15 protein-coding genes are annotated in these 18,182 nt (G+C 54.3%); 10 read left to right on the top strand and 5 right to left on the bottom strand.

The features are described 5' to 3' along the window. The first annotated feature begins 69 nt into the window (after positions 1-69). The 5 genes from MMC1_RS15560 (at position 70) to MMC1_RS15540 (ending at position 4,053) form a co-directional block, all read left to right on the top strand. Positions 70-1,056 carry a MinD/ParA family protein gene (locus MMC1_RS15560; protein WP_041641290.1) on the top strand — a complete coding sequence of 329 codons (987 nt, stop codon included), beginning with the start codon at positions 70-72 and terminating at the stop codon, positions 1,054-1,056. Positions 1,057-1,068: 12 nt separating this feature from the next. After that, positions 1,069-1,842, top strand: coding sequence for a FliA/WhiG family RNA polymerase sigma factor (locus tag MMC1_RS15555; RefSeq protein ID WP_227665269.1), 774 nt, complete (start codon positions 1,069-1,071; stop codon positions 1,840-1,842). Between the two features lie 126 nt (positions 1,843-1,968). Further along, the gene (locus MMC1_RS15550) at positions 1,969-2,529 is read left to right on the top strand and encodes a hypothetical protein (protein ID WP_011714591.1); all 561 of its coding nucleotides are present in this window, start codon (positions 1,969-1,971) and stop codon (positions 2,527-2,529) included. 122 nt (positions 2,530-2,651) lie between these two features. After that, complete coding sequence (gene fliK / locus MMC1_RS15545) at positions 2,652-3,746, top strand: flagellar hook-length control protein FliK (protein ID WP_011714590.1); 1,095 nt, start codon at positions 2,652-2,654, stop codon at positions 3,744-3,746. A 4-nt stretch (positions 3,747-3,750) separates the two neighbouring features. Next, a complete protein-coding gene (locus MMC1_RS15540) occupies positions 3,751-4,053 on the top strand; it encodes an EscU/YscU/HrcU family type III secretion system export apparatus switch protein (RefSeq protein ID WP_011714589.1) in 303 nt (100 codons plus the stop codon). Positions 4,054-4,065: 12 nt separating this feature from the next. Here the strand turns inward: MMC1_RS15540 and MMC1_RS15535 are convergent, their stop codons facing one another. Together MMC1_RS15535 and MMC1_RS15530 are read right to left on the bottom strand one after the other, a co-directional pair. After that, positions 4,066-4,980: a class I SAM-dependent methyltransferase gene (locus MMC1_RS15535; RefSeq protein WP_011714588.1), complete on the bottom strand. Its 915-nt coding sequence runs from the start codon at positions 4,978-4,980 to the stop codon at positions 4,066-4,068. 84 nt (positions 4,981-5,064) lie between these two features. Further along, on the bottom strand, positions 5,065-5,799 hold the full coding sequence (locus MMC1_RS15530) for a class I SAM-dependent methyltransferase (RefSeq protein WP_011714587.1): 735 nt from the start codon (positions 5,797-5,799) through the stop codon (positions 5,065-5,067). Between the two features lie 635 nt (positions 5,800-6,434). On the opposite strand from MMC1_RS15530, the gene MMC1_RS20510 reads away from it, so the two are divergent. From MMC1_RS20510 to MMC1_RS20500, 4 genes are read left to right on the top strand one after another with little or no spacing between them, the layout of a single operon-like run. Continuing rightward, positions 6,435-8,858, top strand: coding sequence for a PAS domain S-box protein (locus MMC1_RS20510; RefSeq protein ID WP_011714586.1), 2,424 nt, complete (start codon positions 6,435-6,437; stop codon positions 8,856-8,858). Between the two features lie 6 nt (positions 8,859-8,864). Further along, positions 8,865-11,270, top strand: a complete 2,406-nt coding sequence (locus MMC1_RS15520) for a PAS domain S-box protein (protein ID WP_011714585.1) — start codon at positions 8,865-8,867, stop codon at positions 11,268-11,270. After that, the gene (locus MMC1_RS20505) at positions 11,257-12,705 is read left to right on the top strand and encodes an adenylate/guanylate cyclase domain-containing protein (RefSeq protein ID WP_011714584.1); all 1,449 of its coding nucleotides are present in this window, start codon (positions 11,257-11,259) and stop codon (positions 12,703-12,705) included. Before MMC1_RS15520 ends, MMC1_RS20505 begins: the two co-directional genes overlap by 14 nt. After that, the gene (locus MMC1_RS20500) at positions 12,702-13,595 is read left to right on the top strand and encodes a response regulator (protein ID WP_011714583.1); all 894 of its coding nucleotides are present in this window, start codon (positions 12,702-12,704) and stop codon (positions 13,593-13,595) included. The genes MMC1_RS20505 and MMC1_RS20500 overlap by 4 nt, the downstream gene beginning before the upstream one ends. Before the next feature lie 25 nt (positions 13,596-13,620). Here MMC1_RS20500 and MMC1_RS15505 read toward each other — a convergent pair whose 3' ends face one another. Beyond that, on the bottom strand, positions 13,621-14,358 hold the full coding sequence (locus tag MMC1_RS15505; RefSeq protein ID WP_011714582.1) for a PilZ domain-containing protein: 738 nt from the start codon (positions 14,356-14,358) through the stop codon (positions 13,621-13,623). 167 nt (positions 14,359-14,525) lie between these two features. Between MMC1_RS15505 and MMC1_RS15500 the strand changes: the two genes are divergently transcribed. Further along, positions 14,526-15,179, top strand: coding sequence for a response regulator (locus tag MMC1_RS15500; protein ID WP_011714581.1), 654 nt, complete (start codon positions 14,526-14,528; stop codon positions 15,177-15,179). Positions 15,180-15,318: 139 nt separating this feature from the next. On the opposite strand, the gene MMC1_RS15495 is transcribed toward MMC1_RS15500, so the two are convergent. Beyond that, positions 15,319-16,788, bottom strand: a complete 1,470-nt coding sequence (locus MMC1_RS15495) for a multiheme c-type cytochrome (protein WP_011714580.1) — start codon at positions 16,786-16,788, stop codon at positions 15,319-15,321. 394 nt (positions 16,789-17,182) lie between these two features. Then, positions 17,183-18,169, bottom strand: a complete 987-nt coding sequence (gene pfkA / locus MMC1_RS15490; protein ID WP_011714579.1) for a 6-phosphofructokinase — start codon at positions 18,167-18,169, stop codon at positions 17,183-17,185. Positions 18,170-18,182 lie beyond the last annotated feature (13 nt).

Raw genomic sequence — 18,182 nt, 5'->3', positions numbered from 1 at the left:
CGCATTAATGGGGTGAAACCATGGATGGAGTCCGGGCAACCGGTGCCAAGGTGCGAAGGCATAGGGATTATGATCGACGATATGGACAACCAGGCGGCCAGACTGCGCGAGTTGACCGAGCAGGCCCAAAAGCGGCGTGATGACGAGGCCCGTGGCTTAGTACCGCCACGGCCGGTTCCCCCCCGTACGCCGTTGGGCAAACATGCCCGACGCAAAGTGCCCTACACGCTGGCTGTTACCAGTGGCAAGGGGGGGGTGGGTAAAACGTTGGTGTCGGTCAATTTGGCGGTACGATTTGCCCAGCGTGGCCTAAAAGTATTGATCATTGATGCCGACCTGGGTTTGGCCAACATCGATGTGGTGTTGGGTGTAACGCCCAAATATAACATGGCCGATGTGCTGTCAGGCAACCAATCGTTGGATGATGTGGTGGTGCAGGGGCCTGAGGGCATCTATATCCTACCCGCAGCCAGCGGTGTGGCCGAGTTGTCGGATCTTAGTGAAGAGCAGCGGGCTTCGCTGATGGACCATCTGGATAACTGGAATGCCGACATTGATGTGGTGATTGTGGATACCGGCGCAGGGATCTCGCCCAATGTGCGTTATTTTATTCTGTCGGTGGAGAAAATTCTGGTGGTGGCAACGCCAGACCCCTCTTCCATTACCGATGCCTACGCCTTGATGAAGGTGATGTATAAAAACCATCGCCTAAACAATTTTGACTTAGTTGTGAACCAAGTAACCGGTCTTAAAGAGGCTAAACGGGTCTATAAAGCGATCTCGGATGTCTCTAGCCGTTTTCTGAATATTGGACTGCAATTTGCTGGATATATCCCTAAGGATGATCTGTTGCAACAGGCAGTGCGGGAACAGCAGCTTGTGTCACTGGCCTATCCCGAGGCTGAATCTTCCATCGCTTTTACCCGACTTTCTCAATGGTTGGTGGAAACGTGGCAGCGTCAGGAACGGGATAATAATGGTCAGGCCACATTTTTCTGGGGGCGGCTGCTGGATGAAGAGGATCCCCCATCAACCTCCGAGCCGGAAAGCTCTTGAGCCATGTCCATCATGAACATGCATAAACCGGATGCTAGTCAGGCGCTCTCCACAGCCGAAGCGTGGAAAAGCCTGTCGCGGGAGGAGATCATCCTCAAATACGCGCCGCTGGTGCGTTATGTGGCGGGTCGCATCTCCATGAAACTGCCCCAGTCGGTGGATCTGGATGACCTCTATCAGGTGGGGGTGATGGGGCTGATTGATGCGGTCTCCAAGTTTGATCCCGACCGTGGCATTAAATTTCAAACCTATGCGGAGTTCCGCATTCGTGGGGCGATTTTGGATGAGTTGCGGGCCATTGATTGGGTGCCTCGACAGCTGCGCCAAAATGCCAGCCAAATGCAGGAAGCCTACAACCAGTTGGAGGCCAAATTTGGCCGCCCTGCTGAGGATGTTGAGGTTGCGGAACATCTGGGCATTAGCCTGAATGAGTACCACGAGCAGATTGATCAGGTGCGCGGTATCTCCATCGTCTCGTTTGAGGATATTCGTCCCAATAACGATGATGAAGAGTGGGATGTGCTAGAAGTGTTGGCCGACCCCTCGGTGCAAGATCCGGTAGAGGCCATCGGTTTGATGGAGTTGCGCCATGCCATGGCCGATGCCATTGAGACCCTGCCAGAAAAAGAGCGCTTGGTGGTGACCCTCTACTATTTTGAAGAGCTGACCATGAGTGAGATTGGCGAGGTGCTGGGTTTGACCGAATCCCGCATATCGCAGTTGCACAGCAAAGCGGCGTTGCGCATGCGAGCACGGATCAAACGTTTTTTAAATCGCGCCAATTAGTAAAATGGGTGTGGTAGGCTACCAAAACCCGGTGCAGGGAGTGCGCTGAGGGGGTGGTGGTGAGATGGGCGTTAATGCAGCGGTGGAGCTTTTTCCATTGATGCGGCACCTTCAGGGATGAATGGCATGAGCCTTTGGAACCTACTTGTCGTTGTCTGTTTTGCAGTTCTCTATATGGGGATGATGTTAATATTCAGCCAGCTCAGGCAGCTGCGTGGCGATCTACGGGCGGTAGAGCCAGGCATGGATGATGACCGTATCTCCATGGTGGAGTCTGAGGTCATGATGGACGACCCTGTTCCCGCACCGGTTATGGGTATGGATCCTGCGGTGGTGATGGCGGAGGGTCGCGAGCAGACAGAGATTATTCTGGAGGAGTTGGCTGGGGTTGAGGACCGCATCCTGCGCACCGTCGAGGGATTGCCGGAGCAGATTCAATCGGGTTTGGATGCGCTGCAAAAAGAGCTACGTTATCTGGATCGGGGCATGCCAAGCCAACATCATCATGAGCCACAGAGCAGCAACCATAGCCAGGGTGCCAAACCCGATGCCTATCGCGAAGCCAAACTGCTGCTCTCCAATGGTGTGGATGAGGAGCGGGTGATTGAGGAGACCGGTTTAACGGTAGAGGAGGTTAGCCTGCTCAAGCGTCTCTCCGGTGCCCAAACCAGTCGTGAGATAAGCTAAGCGCTGCTTCCAACGCTCCCGTGTGGAATGGTGACAAACGCTGCGACCCTGGGTCGTGGCGTTTTGTCGTTTTAGGCCCTAAGTATAGGGCTGGATAGGGTTAAAACCAAGAGAGAGACGCCATGGTTGCCCCCCTGCAAAGTTTTGTCACCATAACCGGTGCCGCCGCTGGTGCCAAAGGTAGCGTACAGCTAACCCTGGTGGTAGGGGATACCCTGACGGGACGCATACAGGATATGCGTCAAGACGGGCAGGGTACCATTCGTCTGAGTAATGGCAGTACGATGAATTTTCAGGGCAATACGGCGCTCCAGGCAGGGGAACAGGTGCGTTTGCAGGTGATGAGTCTGGAACCCCAGCCGACCCTGCGCATGGTAAGTAGCGAGAGCGCCCAAGCGGCCAAACTGGCCTTTGATGGACAGCAGAGTCTGGCCCGTGCGCCAGAGCTCTTTACCAAGCTGTTGGAGGGGGCCGGGCTGCTTAAAGGGGAGGGTGGTGGGCTGTTGGTGGGGGGGGCAAAGGGGGGGCTTGCCCTAGCCAATGGGCAGACACTGGCCCAGCTGCTACAGAGTAATTTGAGCAATCTGTCGGTGCAGGGGTTGCTCAAAGGGGACGGTACAGCGCTGGCGCGTCTGCTTGAAAGCGGCAGTAAACAGGAGTTGGTGGAGGCGATCCGCAATATGCGTCAAGCCGCCGATGGGGTGCGCAGTGCAGAGGGGCGTAGCGAGGGCGAGGTGGCCTCGCTACGGCATGCCCTAGGGCGTATGGGGGATCTGTTGGCGATGCAGGATTTGCTGCCCCGCACGCCGCAGATGGACCCCAACAGCGCCATTTTGGGCTACCGTATTTTTTGGCTGAACGAAGGGGGCTTGGGCGAGGCGATCATCCGACGGGAGCGGGCGCGTGGCGGTGGGGAGGCGGAGGATCTTACCTCCGTTTTGCTCTCCTTGAATATGACTGAGTTGGGCATGGTGCAGGCCAATGTGCAGTCCCGCGAAGGTTATATTGGCATCAACTTGCGTGCCGAGCAGGAGCTTGCCTTGACCGCTTTGCGTCAGGAGTTGGCGACGCTGCGGCAGAGCATGAATGCCGCAGGTTTGCCGTTGCAGGCCCTGGAGTTGGCCAAGCTGAGCGGGGCGCAGATTCGCGCCGAGCGGGCCGCCGCTTTGGGATTGGACGGCGGTGGTCACAACACCGGCTTTCAGGCGCAAGGATAAGGGCATGGCAGACTCCCAGGATGGCAATAACAGCTACATGCACAAACGGGCAGTGGCGTTGCGCTATCGGTTGGGCAAGGATACCTCCCCCAGGGTTACGGCCTCTGGGCGGGGGCGTTTGGCCGAGACCATTTTAAAGCGGGCCAAGGAGGGCGACGTTCCGCTGTTGGAGGATCCCGATTTGGTGCATCTGCTGGAAAAAATTCCGGTGGGCAGCGAGGTGCCGCCTCAGCTCTATCAAGCAGTGGCCGAGGTGCTGGCCTACATCTACCGCATTAACGGGCGCATGGGGGGCAAGGGTAGCTAGCCATGGGTGGGGTTAAGCGGGAGGTGCCGCGACAGTTTTTTTATGGGCAAACAGGACAATCCCCTCATGGGAGAGGGGCAACAAGCTCTCCAGCCAAGTGATTCCCCGACCCAATGGTAGCCAACAGAGCCACCAAAACAACCCACGGTGCCAGCCCTTAGTCAGCCAGAGCAATACCCCAAAGAGGGGCCGCCCCAAGGGGGTGGCGAAGAGGCGGTTCATGCGTTGGCGTTGGGGCGAGAGGGTGGCTGGCATGGGCTGCGTGCCGCGCAGTTGGGCGGCCAGGGTCTCCATGCGTAGACGTAGAGCCTTGGCCCGGTTCTGCAGTCGCTGGGTGGGGCGGTGAAAGCGCTGGAGCAGGGTGTTGTGGTAGTAAAGATGGTCGACAATCTCAAAATGGGCCGCCAGTAGAGCACGTGCGCGTTCCTCATCCAAGCCATTGCCCCGATAGTTTATCTTGACCGAAAAACAGAGCCAGCCATCGGGCTGAAGCAGTCGGCTGATCTCCAAGATGGCGGCTTGGCGCTGGGGGTCGGTTAGGTGGCCCATCACTTCGAGGCAGATGACCCCTTCTAGTTGCTCTGGGGCCAGCGGCAGGTCGGGAAAGCCCCCTTGAAAAAAGTGGGCGTGGGGCAGGCTCTGTTGGGCATAGCTTACGGCAACCCCGGAGATGTCGCTGCCCAGGTACTGTTTTTGCGGGGCTTGTTGCTGCAAGGCGGCGAGCAATCCCCCCGTGGCGCAGCCAATATCCAACACTTGGCCGGTTTTGGGCTGTAAGCGCTTGCGGATAAACCGGGCGATGCGTGCATAGCGGATGGGATAGAAGGCCTGTTTGAACAGATCGCAACCAAAGATTTCTCCGGGTCCATTTTGCCGATAGTGGGCATCCATGGTGCGGATGGTTTCTCGCAGCGAGGCACTATCCATGCCGTTGGCTCCCCAGGGTTAGCCACGGATGGGTTGGGTTGTGTATCGGATATGGGACAAACCAAAAAAGCATGGGCCGTCCCTTTAGGGCAATAGGTTGACGCGCACATAGCGTGCGATGGCGGCGGCAAGGTTGCGGGCCGACTCGGTGATGCCAGGGGGGTTGGGCCACTCTGCTGTCACCATGGGCGGCTTGGGTTGGGTGCCCATGGGGGCAAGCTTTTTCATAATGCCACGACCGCTGATGCCAAAGTGGTAGGCAAGAAACAGATCGTCCAGATTGGCATAGAAAAACTCACGGATCATCTCAGACATATCCCCAAACTCTGCGCAGCGCTGTTGGTTGGGGGTGCGTCCTCCCTGCCGGTAGGTGGTGGGGTCAATATCATCAAAGGCGATATAGCCACCCTGTTTGATCAGGGGGTACCACGCCTGTAACTGTGCCCAAACATGGGCGCGGCTGTGCACGCTATCTAAAAACAGAACGTCGATACCCTCGCTTAAATAGGGTGCCAAGCCTAGGACATAGGCGGCATCACGATCATCGGTTTGAATAAACTGCCAGCGGTCGGACTGGGCCACATGGGCGCAATCCTGTATATCCAAGGAGCAGAGGCGGCCTTGCTGCTCTTCGACAGCGGTAAGCAGCAGGCAGGTGGATTGTCCCAATGCGGTGCCGCACTCCAACACGGTGGGTTGGGAGAAGGATTTGACGAGGTGGTAGAGCAACATATTGTGGTTGGCGCGTTTTCCGGCATCTCCGTGGGCGAACTCATGTTCGGCGAACCAGGAAAAAGTGTGATGCTTAAAGGTGGCCATGGCGTGCCTTTTTGCAGGGGGTGGGCAGGTTTAAGGCGCTTAGCCGGTGCTGGGGGCATTATGGTTTGCCTCGGTGGTCGTGTCAAGAAACGGCTCCATGGTAGCCTGTTGTGTGGGCCACGCGAGAAGTGAGGTATGGCAAGGCCAGTGCAATCCAATCTTTTACAGATTTCACGGGAGTTGATGAAAGAGACAAGGGCAAGTGCGGCACGTTTTGCCTAATCGTGTGATAACCTCTTGGTCTAGAGGGAATCGGTGCTACCCAGATTGGTGTGGTCGGGTTATACTTAAGGAAAAGAGCATGCCGGTTGGATGGATCGCTTGTAGCCCCGGCTCGGTGCGCGGTTGACAACCGCTGCCGTTCCAAAAAACCCCGTTCCAGCCACACGCGCTTAAAGGGTGCGCAGTAGGCCGAGTGGGCCATATGGGGTGAGGGTGCGCAAAGCTCCAAGGCGGCACGGGTAAGGCAAGGTTGCTTTCAAAGGGGTGTCTCCACAACTTAGGGCGTGTCAGCCCTGTGGCACAACAACGGGGGGCTCTGAACGCTCCTTGTAACGCATCCAGCCGTTGCAGATCTAGGGTTGGTCTGCGATCGGCTGTCAGTCTCCCCACCCTTCGCGAAAGAGGGAGGAACGATGAAATCCTTCATTCCCAATGCAACGGCTGGTGTTTCATTTTTCCCCACCATGAAAATGGCCATTCTGTGGTCACTGCTCATGCTGCTGTTGGTTGCTGGTAGCCTTTTTGAAATCAAACAGGATATGCAACGGTTGGCCCTTTCTCAGGCTCGCACCGCCCTAGAACGAGACCTCGACTTCCGCTACTGGGCAAGTATGCATGGTGGCGTCTATGTGCCTATGACAAAAATAACCCCTGCTAACCCCTTTTTGGCCCATGTGGATGAGCGCGATATCTCTACCCCCTCGGGGCGTCAACTCACCTTAATGAATCCCGCTTACATGCTACGCCAGATCTACCAAGTCATTCGCGATAATGGGGATATTCAAGGCCACCTCACCAGTCTTAAACCCCTTAATCCCGGTAATTATGCCGATCCCTGGGAAATGAGTGCATTAAAGCATTTTGAACAGGGCGAAACAGAGGTCGCCGACTTTCTCCAGAAAGACGGAAAAAGCGTCTTACGTCTGATGCAGCCGTTGATCACTGAGGAGGGCTGCCTCAAATGCCATGCTCATCAAGGTTATAAACTGGGTGATGTCCGGGGCGGGCTATCGGTCACCATACACATGCTGCCCTGGGAGACCATGGGGAGGCAGCATGTGCTGCGGCAGGGATCGGTCATCTTTGCAATCTGGATCATCGGTATGTTTGGCCTGTGGCTGTTGGGGCGCCGAATCCACCAGGAAACCGCTAGGTGTTGGAATGCCGAAACCGAAAGTAAGCAGGTTGTTTTGGAGCGCAACAAAGCTAAACAATATCTTGATATTGTTGGAAGTATCATTGTTAAACTGGACCGTGACGGCATCGTTGAGTTGATTAATAATAAAGGCTGCACCGTTCTAGAATATTCTCGGGAAGCGCTGCTGGGTAAAAATTGGTTTGATAAGGTTAGCCCCTCCGATGTGCGTGAACAGCAGAGGAAGATTCACACCGCCGTCTGTCTTGGGCAGATCGAGGGCGCAGAGTATGTAGAAAGCGCAGCGGTCACCAAGTCAGGCCAGCGGCGCATGCTGGCGTGGCACCATACCTTGGTCAAAGATGATGAAGGGCAAATCACCGGCTCTTTGAGCGCTGCTGAAGATATCACAGAGCAGATCAAAATGACCCAAGCGCTGCAAGAGAGCATCGAACGCACCCGCATGATCGCCCAGGCTGCCCAGGATGCCATTATCATGATTGATGAATTTGGCCGGGTCTCGTTTTGGAACGCTGCGGCAGAACGCATTTTTGGCCATGCCGAGTCGGAGGTGCTGGGCCAAGATCTGCATACCCTCGTAGCTCCCAAACGCTACCATGAGTCCTTCAAGCGAGGTTTTGCCCAGTTTGCCATGACCGGCTCTGGTGCGGCGGTAGATAAAACCCTTGAACTTACGGCGCTGCGCAAGGACGGCTCTGAATTTGCCATGGAGATCTCTTTGGCCGCCGTCCCCCACGGCGATAACTGGCACGCAGTAGGGGTGGTGCGCGATATTAGTGACCGTAAACGCGCGGAAGAGCGCGAGCAACATGCCTCCTTCCAGGCGGGCGTGGCAGAGATGAGCATCTCTATCCTGCATAATATCGGTAATGCCATCATGAGCATCATGAACCGCTCTGAGCGCATTACAAGTGCCAGTGAGGCGTTGGCACATACGGCAGAACTGTTTGACCGGGTGGGCAGAAGTGTGGCCCTTAAACGGGAAAAAGGGCAGAGTGATACGCAAATTCTCACCGGTTTACTGCCCGCTTTTGAAGAGATTAGTACAAAATTGGCCAACATGGCCAAGGCCGATTTTATGGAAAATGCCGCCGCGATTCATCAAGGCGTTTTCCACATATCAGAGATCATTAAAATCCATCAGGACTCCGCCCAACACACCATGGTTACCCGGTTTGATCTCGCCAGTTTGATTGACGACGCCATTATGATCCAGTCTGACAGTTTGGATAAATATGACATTGAGGTGCAGCTAAACTTTACCCAAACGCTGGAACAGGTAGCATTGCCGCGCAGTCAGTTGTTGCAGTTGATTATTAACTTAATCAAAAACAGTCGCGAGGCGATTGTTACGCGCTTTCAAGATCATGATGAAAAGGGTCAAATCATAGTGAGTGTGGAACAAAAAGAGCGTGCTTGGTTGGAAATTAGGGTACAGGATAATGGCTGCGGTATTGCGACCGATAAATTAGCCGAGACTTTTCGCTTTGGCTATACCACCAAGGAGAAGGGCACAGGGTTTGGTCTGCACTCGGCCGCTAACTTTGTGCAGTCTATAGGGGGTGAAATCGTTTGCCAAAGTGAAGGGTTGGGTCGAGGCGCGCTCTTTATTGTCACGCTGCCTATGGAGATCTTGCCGAATGAAGCTGGTGCCAATCATCCGATCGTCAAGGAAGGGTAGCGTGCAATGTCTGGCTCGTGCGGCAAAAAATTAAAAATTTTGTGTGTTGATGATAATAAGGATTTCCCAGCCTTCCTGCAACACCGCTTGGCTCACGATGGCTTTGAATGGGTGTGGGTGCAAGAGCAGGGTGCGATTTTAGCAGAGGTGCAAGCCGGCGCATATGACGCGATCCTTATTGATTACCATCTCAAGGGCAGCGAGGATGGCATTGATCTGTTGCGACGGCTGTTGCAGGAGGGAGACAATGTTCCGCCGGTCATTATGGTGGCACATGAGGCCACGGTACAGGTAGCGGTTACTTCGATTCGTTTGGGGGCAACGGATTTTGTCTACCGTGATGACGGGGCAAACTTTGCGGATTTTCTCTCAAAAACACTGCATAATGCCATTAACAAGAGTAGCCTCATGGATGCCATGGCGCGTAGCGAGCGGCGCTTTAAGGCTTTGGTTGAGAGCAGCAATGACTGGATTTGGGCGGTGGACGCAGAGGGTGTATACACCTATTCCAGCCCCATGGTGGAACAGATGTTGGGCTATTCACCCGCAGAAATGATGGGAAAAACCCCTTTTGACCTCATGCCCCACGATGAGGCCCAACGGGTGAGGGCCAACTTTCAGGTGCTTGTTGAACAACGTAGGCCTATTGAAAAACTGGTCAACCGTAACCGGCATAAAAATGGCCACCTCGTGGTGTTGGAAAGCTGTGGTGTGCCCATTTTTGATGAAGAGGGCCATTTTGCCGGTTATCAAGGGGTAGACCGAGATATTACCGACCGGGTGATTTTAGAAGAGCAAAATGAAAAGATCCGTGCGCGCTTGGAGCGGGCGCAACAGCTGGCCCATCTGGGCAGCTGGGACTGGGATTACGCCACCAACCTGTTAACCTGTAGCGATGAGGTCTACCGCATATTTGAGCGGCCTCTACAGCCCCAAGCCATGCCTGCCGAGCAGTTTTTGGAGGTGGTGCATGTTAAGGATAGGGCGTTGGTGCACGAAGCCTTGCAACGCGCGTTTGCCGATCCAAACGATATCTATGACATAGAATATCGCATACGCCGTCCGGCAGGCGACGTGCGGGTGGTGCGCGCCAAGGGAGATGTGGTGCGGGATGCCGCAGGTAAGGCGTTGCGCATGGTCGGCACGGTACAGGACATAACCGAGATAAAACAGGCCGAATGGGCTTTAGAGGAAGCCAGAGATGCGTGGAAACGAACTTTTAATGCGATCACAGAGCCAATTTTAATTGTCGATACCCACTATAAAATTGTGCGCTGTAACCGAGCAATGGCTAAAGTTTTGGGAATCTCACAGCAAAAAATACAAGGCATGCCCTGTTATGAAGCGCTGCATGGGGTTAAAGAACCCTTCGAGGCTTGCCCTCATGGGCAGCTTTTGTCCCAGAGCTGCCCCAACAGCAAGGTACTTTTGGAGGCACGCTTGGGCGGCAATTACGAGGTGTCGGTCTACCCGATCCACGCAGTGAGCGGGGAACTGACGGGTTCGATCCATATTGCCCATGATTTGACCGAGCGCAAAAAGGCAGAGGAAAAAGAGCGTTATGCCTCCTTCCAAGCGGGGGTGGCAGAAATGAGCGTTTCAATTTTGCATAATATCGGTAATGTCATTATGGGGATTATGAGCCGTTCCGATATGATTGGAGATTCTAGCAAGGAGTTAAAGGCGTTAGCTGGGCTGTTTGGTCGGGTAGGGGAGAGTATTCAGAACAAAAGGGCGCAGGGCAAGGGTGAGGGGGATATTCTGAATGGTGTGCTCTCCATCTTTGATGAACTCTCCAGCCGATTGGCGAAAATGTCCAACCTGGACTTTACCGACAATGCCGAGAAAATCCGCACCGGTATTCAGCATATTTCTGAAATTATTAAGATTCATCAGGATGCCTCGCACTATATGCTGCTAACCCATTTTGATCTGCGGGATTTGCTCAATGATGCGGTATTGATCCAAGCGGACAAGCTGGAAAAATTCCATATTGAACTCACCCTTGAGTGCGAGGATGGCTTGGAAAATATCTATTTACCCCGCAGTCAACTGTTACAACTGGTCATAAACTTGATTAAAAACAGCCAAGAAGCGATTGGGCAGCGCTTGTCCACGGACCCTGCCGCAGGATGGATTCACATCGTCGCCCGGCGAGATGAAGGGGGGGGCTTGATGCTTCAGGTGCAGGATAATGGATGTGGTATTGCCCCAGAGCAAGTGGCGCATGTTTTTCGTTTTGGTTATACCACCAAAAATCGAGGCACGGGTTTTGGTTTGCATTCGGCGGCCAGTTTTGTGCAATCCATGCAAGGCAAACTTGAAGTGGAGAGCGCTGGCATAGGGCAGGGTTGTCTCTTTCGGCTCCATTTGCCGCTAACCGGGGAGGATGTCAAACATGCAGACCAATAACCGTGTACTGGTGTTGGATGATGATGCCCATTTAAGGGATGCTTATCGGCATATTCTGGCCCCTCAACCAGCCTCCGCCCATGTGAGTGACCATCTGCTGGATTTTTTGGCAGAAGGAGAGGTGGCGCCACGCCCAGCAGAGGAGGAGTGTGACCTGCTCACCCATTTTGATGTGACGGCGGTTGCGCAGGGGCTGGAAGGGGTCGAGGCGGTGCGCCAAGCGGTCCAGGAGGGGCGCCCCTATGCGGTTGCCTTTGTGGATATACGTATGCCACCGGGTATTGATGGCCTTGAGGCCGCCTCGCGTATTCGCCAAGAGGATCCCTCCATCTACATTATTATCGTCACAGCCTATAGTGACCGCAGCATTGAAGAGATCCAGCGGCAATTAAGGCACGATGTGGTGCTGGGGCGCAAGCCGCTCTCTAAAGAAGAGATTTTTCAAATGGCCCGCAATGCCTGCGTCAGTTGGCAGCGGGATCGGGAATTGGCAGAGAGTCGGGATTCGCTGGCGCGCAAACATCACCAGTTGCAAGAGCAGTTGGAGGTCTTTAACAAATTTGTGCCGCGTAAATTTATTCATGTGCTGGATCCCGCGACCGATGGGGGACACCTTTCATTAGGGGAGTGCAGTGAGCGGGTGATGACGGTGATGTTTTCGGATATACGCTCCTTCACGGCCTTTTCCGAGACCTTAACCCCAACGGACAGCTTTCGTTTTATCAACAGCTATTTGGGCCATATGGGGCCCATCATCCGCAAGCACGATGGGATTATTGATAAATATCTGGGCGATGGCATTATGGCGCTGTTTGAAGAGCCAGATAATGCGGTACGCACCACCATTGAGATGAGTCATCGCCTGCATGAATACAACCTGGGGCGAGGTCGCGCCGGATATCAGCCGATTGCCATTGGGGTTGGCATCAATGTGGGGCGCTTAATGTTGGGCACCATTGGTGAGTCGGACCGCATGGACACCACCGTTATTGGCGATACGGTCAATCTTGCCGCACGTACCGAAGGGTTAACCAAGACCTATGGGGTGCCGGTCATGCTCTCGGCGGCGGCCTGTGCGGCTTTGCTTGCCCCTGACGCTTTTTCCACCCGTCTGGTGGATTGGGTCAAGGTACGGGGAAAGCGGGATTCTATGGCCTTTTATGAAATTGTGGATGCCTGGCCAGAGCCGCAACGCACTGCGCGAGAGGGGATCATTTCGCTCTACGAAAACGGTGTAAAGTTGTACCATGAAGGGAGCATTAAAGAGGCTTTGCAGTGCTTTCAGGATTGTTTAGCCGCCTGTCCCGATGATGTGCCAACACGACTGTTTCTACAACGCTGCTGGGGTATGGCTAACCGTTATTCAGAAACCATCGATCTTACCGTACAGACACCCTACAAGGTGCCGCTTGGGAAGGAAGGGGAAACGTCGTGACGATCAACCAACGCATTCTGGTGGTGGATGATGACGAACAACTGCTGAATGTGTATCGCAATATTCTAGAGCCACGGGCCAAGCAGGTTTCCGCACTGGCCATGTTTACCGATGAGGTCGAGGTTGAACCTGTAGGGTTGGAGCGTGCCTTTGAGCTGGCAACCGCCCTACAGGGGGTGGATGCGGTGACGCTGGTCGAGCAGTCGTTGGTGGACAATCGCCCCTTTGCAGTGGCTTTTGTGGATATACGCATGCCCCCCGGTATTGATGGCTTGGAGACGGCTCGTCGGATTCGAGATCTGGATGATCGCATCTACATCATTTTTGTCACGGCCTATAGTGATCGTGGGGTGGATGAGATCCAGCAGACCATCCAACACGATGTATTACTCACCCGCAAACCCCTGACGCGGGATGAGATTTTGCAGCTGGCCCATAATGCCTGTAACCGTTGGACACAGGATCAGCAGTTGGTTAATCGTCAGCTTAGCCTAGAGCAGCAGGTGCAGGAGCACGCCATCGCGCGCTTGAGCATGGAGAGTCTGGTCTCTTCCCTCTCCGAAGGGCTGGTGGTGTGTGATGCAGGGGGTATGATTACCTCCAGCAACCCAGCGGCGGCGGCCATGAGCCGGTATGATGAAGAGGATATCTTGGGGATGTCGGTGGGGGGGTTGTTCCCTGATTTGGTCATGGAAGATCTGCTGAGCCGTGTTCAGGCCCAGGGGGCCCAACAAAACCTGTCGTGCCAATTGTTGTGTGGCGATGGTGCGCAGCTGCCGGTGCTGCTGTCGGCCTCTGCCATCCTATCTGTTGCGGCACACGGTCGTGCGCAGGGCAGCCAGACGGCATGCGCCTTTGTGCTGGTATGGCGTGGTCTGGGGGAAAACTGAGGGGGCCGTCCTTGCGGGGGGTGGGCTAACTAAACAGTTCGGCCCGTTGTTGCAGATGTTTGCGTTGGACCAGGGCGACCAGCTCTTCAATGCTCTGGGCGGCGGCCAGTGATTCGGGTAAAAAGCGGGCGCGCAGCAGCTGTTCCCCCTCTTTATTTATCTCTTTGAGCATCAAAGCCCGCACTTTGATGTGGATTCCTTCGTTTTTCCAGTCAAGAATGAGATGAATACGCGATTTTTCAGAAATATGGGGAACATTGCCGATGCTGGCAAAGCTGATTCCCCCGGCGCTGATGTCGATGGGTTTAGCCAGGAACGAGATGCCTGAGGGACGGATAATTTTGAGTATAAAGGGCTTTTTTTCATCAATTTTAACCCGTACATCGGCCCGTCGTTGGGGGATGAGGGTGAGACGTTCAGGCAAGCTAAGGTGGATGCTACGGTTGTCCTGGGTTTCCAAAAAGGTGCATTGGCACTCGGCACTAAACTGTGCGGTAAAAAAGCGCAGCATAACCCTTTCGCACAGGCGTATTTTGGCGTTGCCCACAGGGGGATCAAGGGGGGTTAGGGTCAGGTGATCGGCGCTTTGCAGTGCCTCAAGCTCATCGGCTGAGCTGCGGAACAGGGAAAAATATTCCACCATGCCGTGGTCTAGACGGACGTGTACATGTGACTCGTCTAACATGGCCGAGGTGAAAATTTTAACGATTTCTCGTGGATCTGTGGTTTGCAGGCGTTTGGCGTCATCTTTGGCCTGGAACATCTATTTCGCCCTCTTCCAACAAAAGCGCCTTAAGCTACGTGGCCATTGCCATGTAATGGCGCATGACTTGACCCCTAAATGGCTTGCGATAAGTATAGCAGAGGCCCATCATAATAGCTGTAATTATGTCAATGTAGGCGTCTGGTTTTTTGGGTAGGGAGGCGAAGATGACCTTTAATACTAGAATTTTGGTGATGGATGATAACCCTGAGGTGTTGGAAGCCTACCGTGCCATTTTTTCGGCGCAGGCGACGCAGCCGGGTTTTTTGGAACAGTTTATCGACGAATCCGCCAGCCAGCCCCCGCTGAGTGAAGTAAGTAGGTTAGTCTTTGAATTGGTTGCGGTCAGTCAAGGGCAGGATGGGGTGGCAGAGGTTGAACGGGCCATGCAACAGCAGCGCCCCTTTGCGGTTGCTTTTGTGGATATACGCATGCCGCCGGGCATGGATGGGCTGGAGGTTGCCCGGCGCATTCGGGCGTTGGATGCGCATATCTATATTAACATTGTTTCGGCCTACAGTGATCACTCTGTGGATGAGATCCATGATCAATTGCAGCATGACGTGCAATTTATTAAAAAGCCGGTCTCCCGTGGGGAACTCTACCAGATGGCGCGGGATGGTTGCGAACGTTGGAACCATGAACAGGCGCTGGAGGCGACGCTCCAAAAGTTAAAGGATGAGAAACAGCAGTTGGAAGCCTCTATGCACCGTTTAGAACAGGAGCGCCAAAATGTGGTGCGGACTGAAAAGACCGTGGTGGTAGATTTTGGTCATAGTGGGGAAGAGTTTGCGAGTTGGGTGGATATGTTGGATAAGTAGGGTGCCCGCCTAGAGCGAGCTTTCAGCGTGCTGGAGGGGGTTGTGGCGATGCGGTGACGGGTTTGCCCGTTCTCTGACAGGGGCATGGTGTAAAAAAAAAGGCGACCCCGCAGGGTCGCCTTTGATGATTCGGCTTGGCTTAGTTGACCGAGCCTTTGCCGTAGCGCTTTTCGTACTCTTTGTTGATCTTCTGTAGGGCCTCTTTGTTCATACCATTGAAGTACCAGTCATGCCCTGCAATGGGTTTGAAGTGCTTCTCCAGCAGTCGCTTGGCCTCTTCCTCGCCCACGACATGCTTGAGCTCAGGAATAAACTCAAAGTAGGTGTGTTTGGCCACTTCATACATGCCATGCCACCAAGCATAGTCGGGTCCCATCATGGAGGCGCCATGGCGTGCAACACGCCCCTCATGGTGCCAAATTTCCCACCAAATCCACTCAATCTTTTCATCAAAGGGCGATTTGGTGATCTTACCGCTGGCTTTGAGCTCTGCCATGATATTCTTGATGGGGTTGGCAAACTTTTCGTTGTAGAGCTCAACAAAGTCATCCAACTGCTTATAGTGACCGGTGACAAGACGCTCACCATGACAGGCAAAGCAGACATCCTGCATGCGTCCACGGCGCTCTTCAGAGGTGATGACCTCAATCACTTTACCGCCCCGGGCCTCAATCATATCCCCAACCTTAGGCAAGGGTTTGCCGTCGGGGGAATCAAACGAGGTGCCGTTGTCCAAACGGATGAGGTTAATACGGTTGGAGATGGGGGAACGCAGGTTCCAGGAGATGCGCTCACCCACATCGTGGGTCTTGGGGCGACCCGGAACGGCGCTCATGTGACAGGTGGAACAGGTGGGGGCGGCGGTGTAGTCAATGCCTGCTTCCCACTTGTCGGAGCCCAGGTTCATCTTGTTAATGTTGGCGCGGAACTGAATGCCATGCTGAGACTCGTTGTAGACCTCCAACTGGGGATGGTCCGGGCCAATGTGGCACTTGCCGCAGGTGTCGGGATGCCGGGCTTGGGCACGGGAGAAGTTATGCCGACCATGACAGGCACTGCAAGAACCTAAGCTGCCATCGGGATTGATGCGGCCAATGCCGGTATTGGGCCAAGTGTCGGTGGTGGGGCGCTTTTTGACATCTAACTTGACCACCGAGCCGTGGCACTGACGACACCCCACGTTAACCGCCGCAGGTCCCCCAACCACCTCACCCAGCAGGTTGTCCAGCGAGTGCAAAATCTTACCCGCGCTGGCGTGGTGAGAGCGCTGCTGCTCGTTGACCTCTGTGGCATGGCACTGGGCGCAATCCTTAGGGGTTACCAGTACAGCAATGTTTTGCCCTTTGTGCTCAAAAGCATCCACATCTTTTTCTGCCGCTTTATGGCAATCCAAACAGCCTACGCCATTTTGACCGTGCTGGCTCTCATTCCACTGCTTCCACAGGCCAGGACTCTCTTTCATGTGGCATTCGGCACACTTGGCATTCTCTGGTCCGCCCCAATCTTTACCCGGTTGGCCAGCAGGGCGGACCGCCTCAGCCTGGCTTACCGTGAAGAGCAGTAGCGCAAACGCCACCACACTCCAAAATTTTTTTAACCCATATTTCATCGCTCTTCCCCCATGTTTTTTTTGCGGCCTGCACGGGCCAACCGAAATCGCGTTGACCACCGTTTATGCGTGATACCCTGCCTGGTTGCTCAATGGACGGCCATGCATGCTTTATTGGTGACAGGGTTCCCCCCGTACCTAATTTTACAGTGTGGTTCTTGCTTAACAGAGAAAGCAGAGGCTTTGATTTGATCTGTATCAAGAGTGTGGAATTTTATGGGAAATGGGGCTATTTTTTTTATGAATGAGAAGGAATCTTATAAAATCAAAAACTTAAAAATATATATACAAATATAACTTCAGGCTAAGTTGTGGGCCAAGCCCTATAAAAAAGCCCTCTTTCGGCTGTGCCAAAAGAGGGCTTTAGGGATCTCAAGCGTGGGGCTGTGGGGGGTCAGATTGCCAACTGCTGGGTCAGGTTTAAGGAGAAAGCGTCGATGGCATCATTTTTTTCCAAACACTCTTGTAAGGGGACCAGCTGAATACGTCCGTCACGGCAAGCGGTAACCGTGGCCACTTCGCCGGTTTTGAGGGCTTGGACAGCGTGAAAACCCATGCTGGCGGCAATAAAGCGATCATGGGCGGTGGGCGATCCGCCGCGTTGCAGGTGGCCCAAAATGGCCACATGCGAGGCGATTTGATAATTGTCCGCCAGATGCTTTTGCACCTGATAGGCTGAACCAGGAACTTGCCCCTCAGCGACGATGATAATAAAGGAGTTTTTGCCCCGCTTACGGCCCCGCCGGATCCCTGAGACCAAGGTGTCATAGTCGGTATTTTCGGGGGTGTGAATCACATGTTCAGCCCCGGTGCAGACACCGGTATGGATGGCGATGGCGGGGCTATGTCGCCCCATGACCTCCACCAAAAAAATACGGTCGTGGGCATTGGCGGTGTCGCGGATTTTATCCACCGCATAGACCCCGGTCTCCACCGCCGTGTCAAAACCGATGGTGTAGTGGGTACCTTGGATATCATTATCAATGGTACCCGGTACGCCAACCACCGGTATGTCATGCTCTTGGTGCAGTTGGTAGGCGCCATTAAAGGAGCCATTGCCACCGATGACGACCAAGCCATCCACATGTTTACGGCGTAAAATATTGGCAGCTTCTTGGCGAATCTCCGGTTTAAGAAACTCCGCGCAGCGGGAGGTGCCCAGCACAGTACCACCCTTTTGTAGAATATTACCCACCGAGGCGGCATCCATGGGGATAAGATCCCCTTCCAGCAGGCCACTGTAGCCGCGGCGGATGCCCAGTACCTCCATCTCTGCACCGATGGCGGTACGCACCACCGCACGAATGGCGCTGTTCATGCCTGGAGCATCGCCGCCACTGGTCATAACCGCGATGGTATTCATAGGCTTAGGTTGGGACATGGGGGGTATCCTC

Source organism: Magnetococcus marinus MC-1 (assembly GCF_000014865.1).
Classification (GTDB): Bacteria; Pseudomonadota; Magnetococcia; order Magnetococcales; family Magnetococcaceae; genus Magnetococcus; species Magnetococcus marinus.
This window is presented reverse-complemented; position numbering and strand designations above follow the sequence as displayed.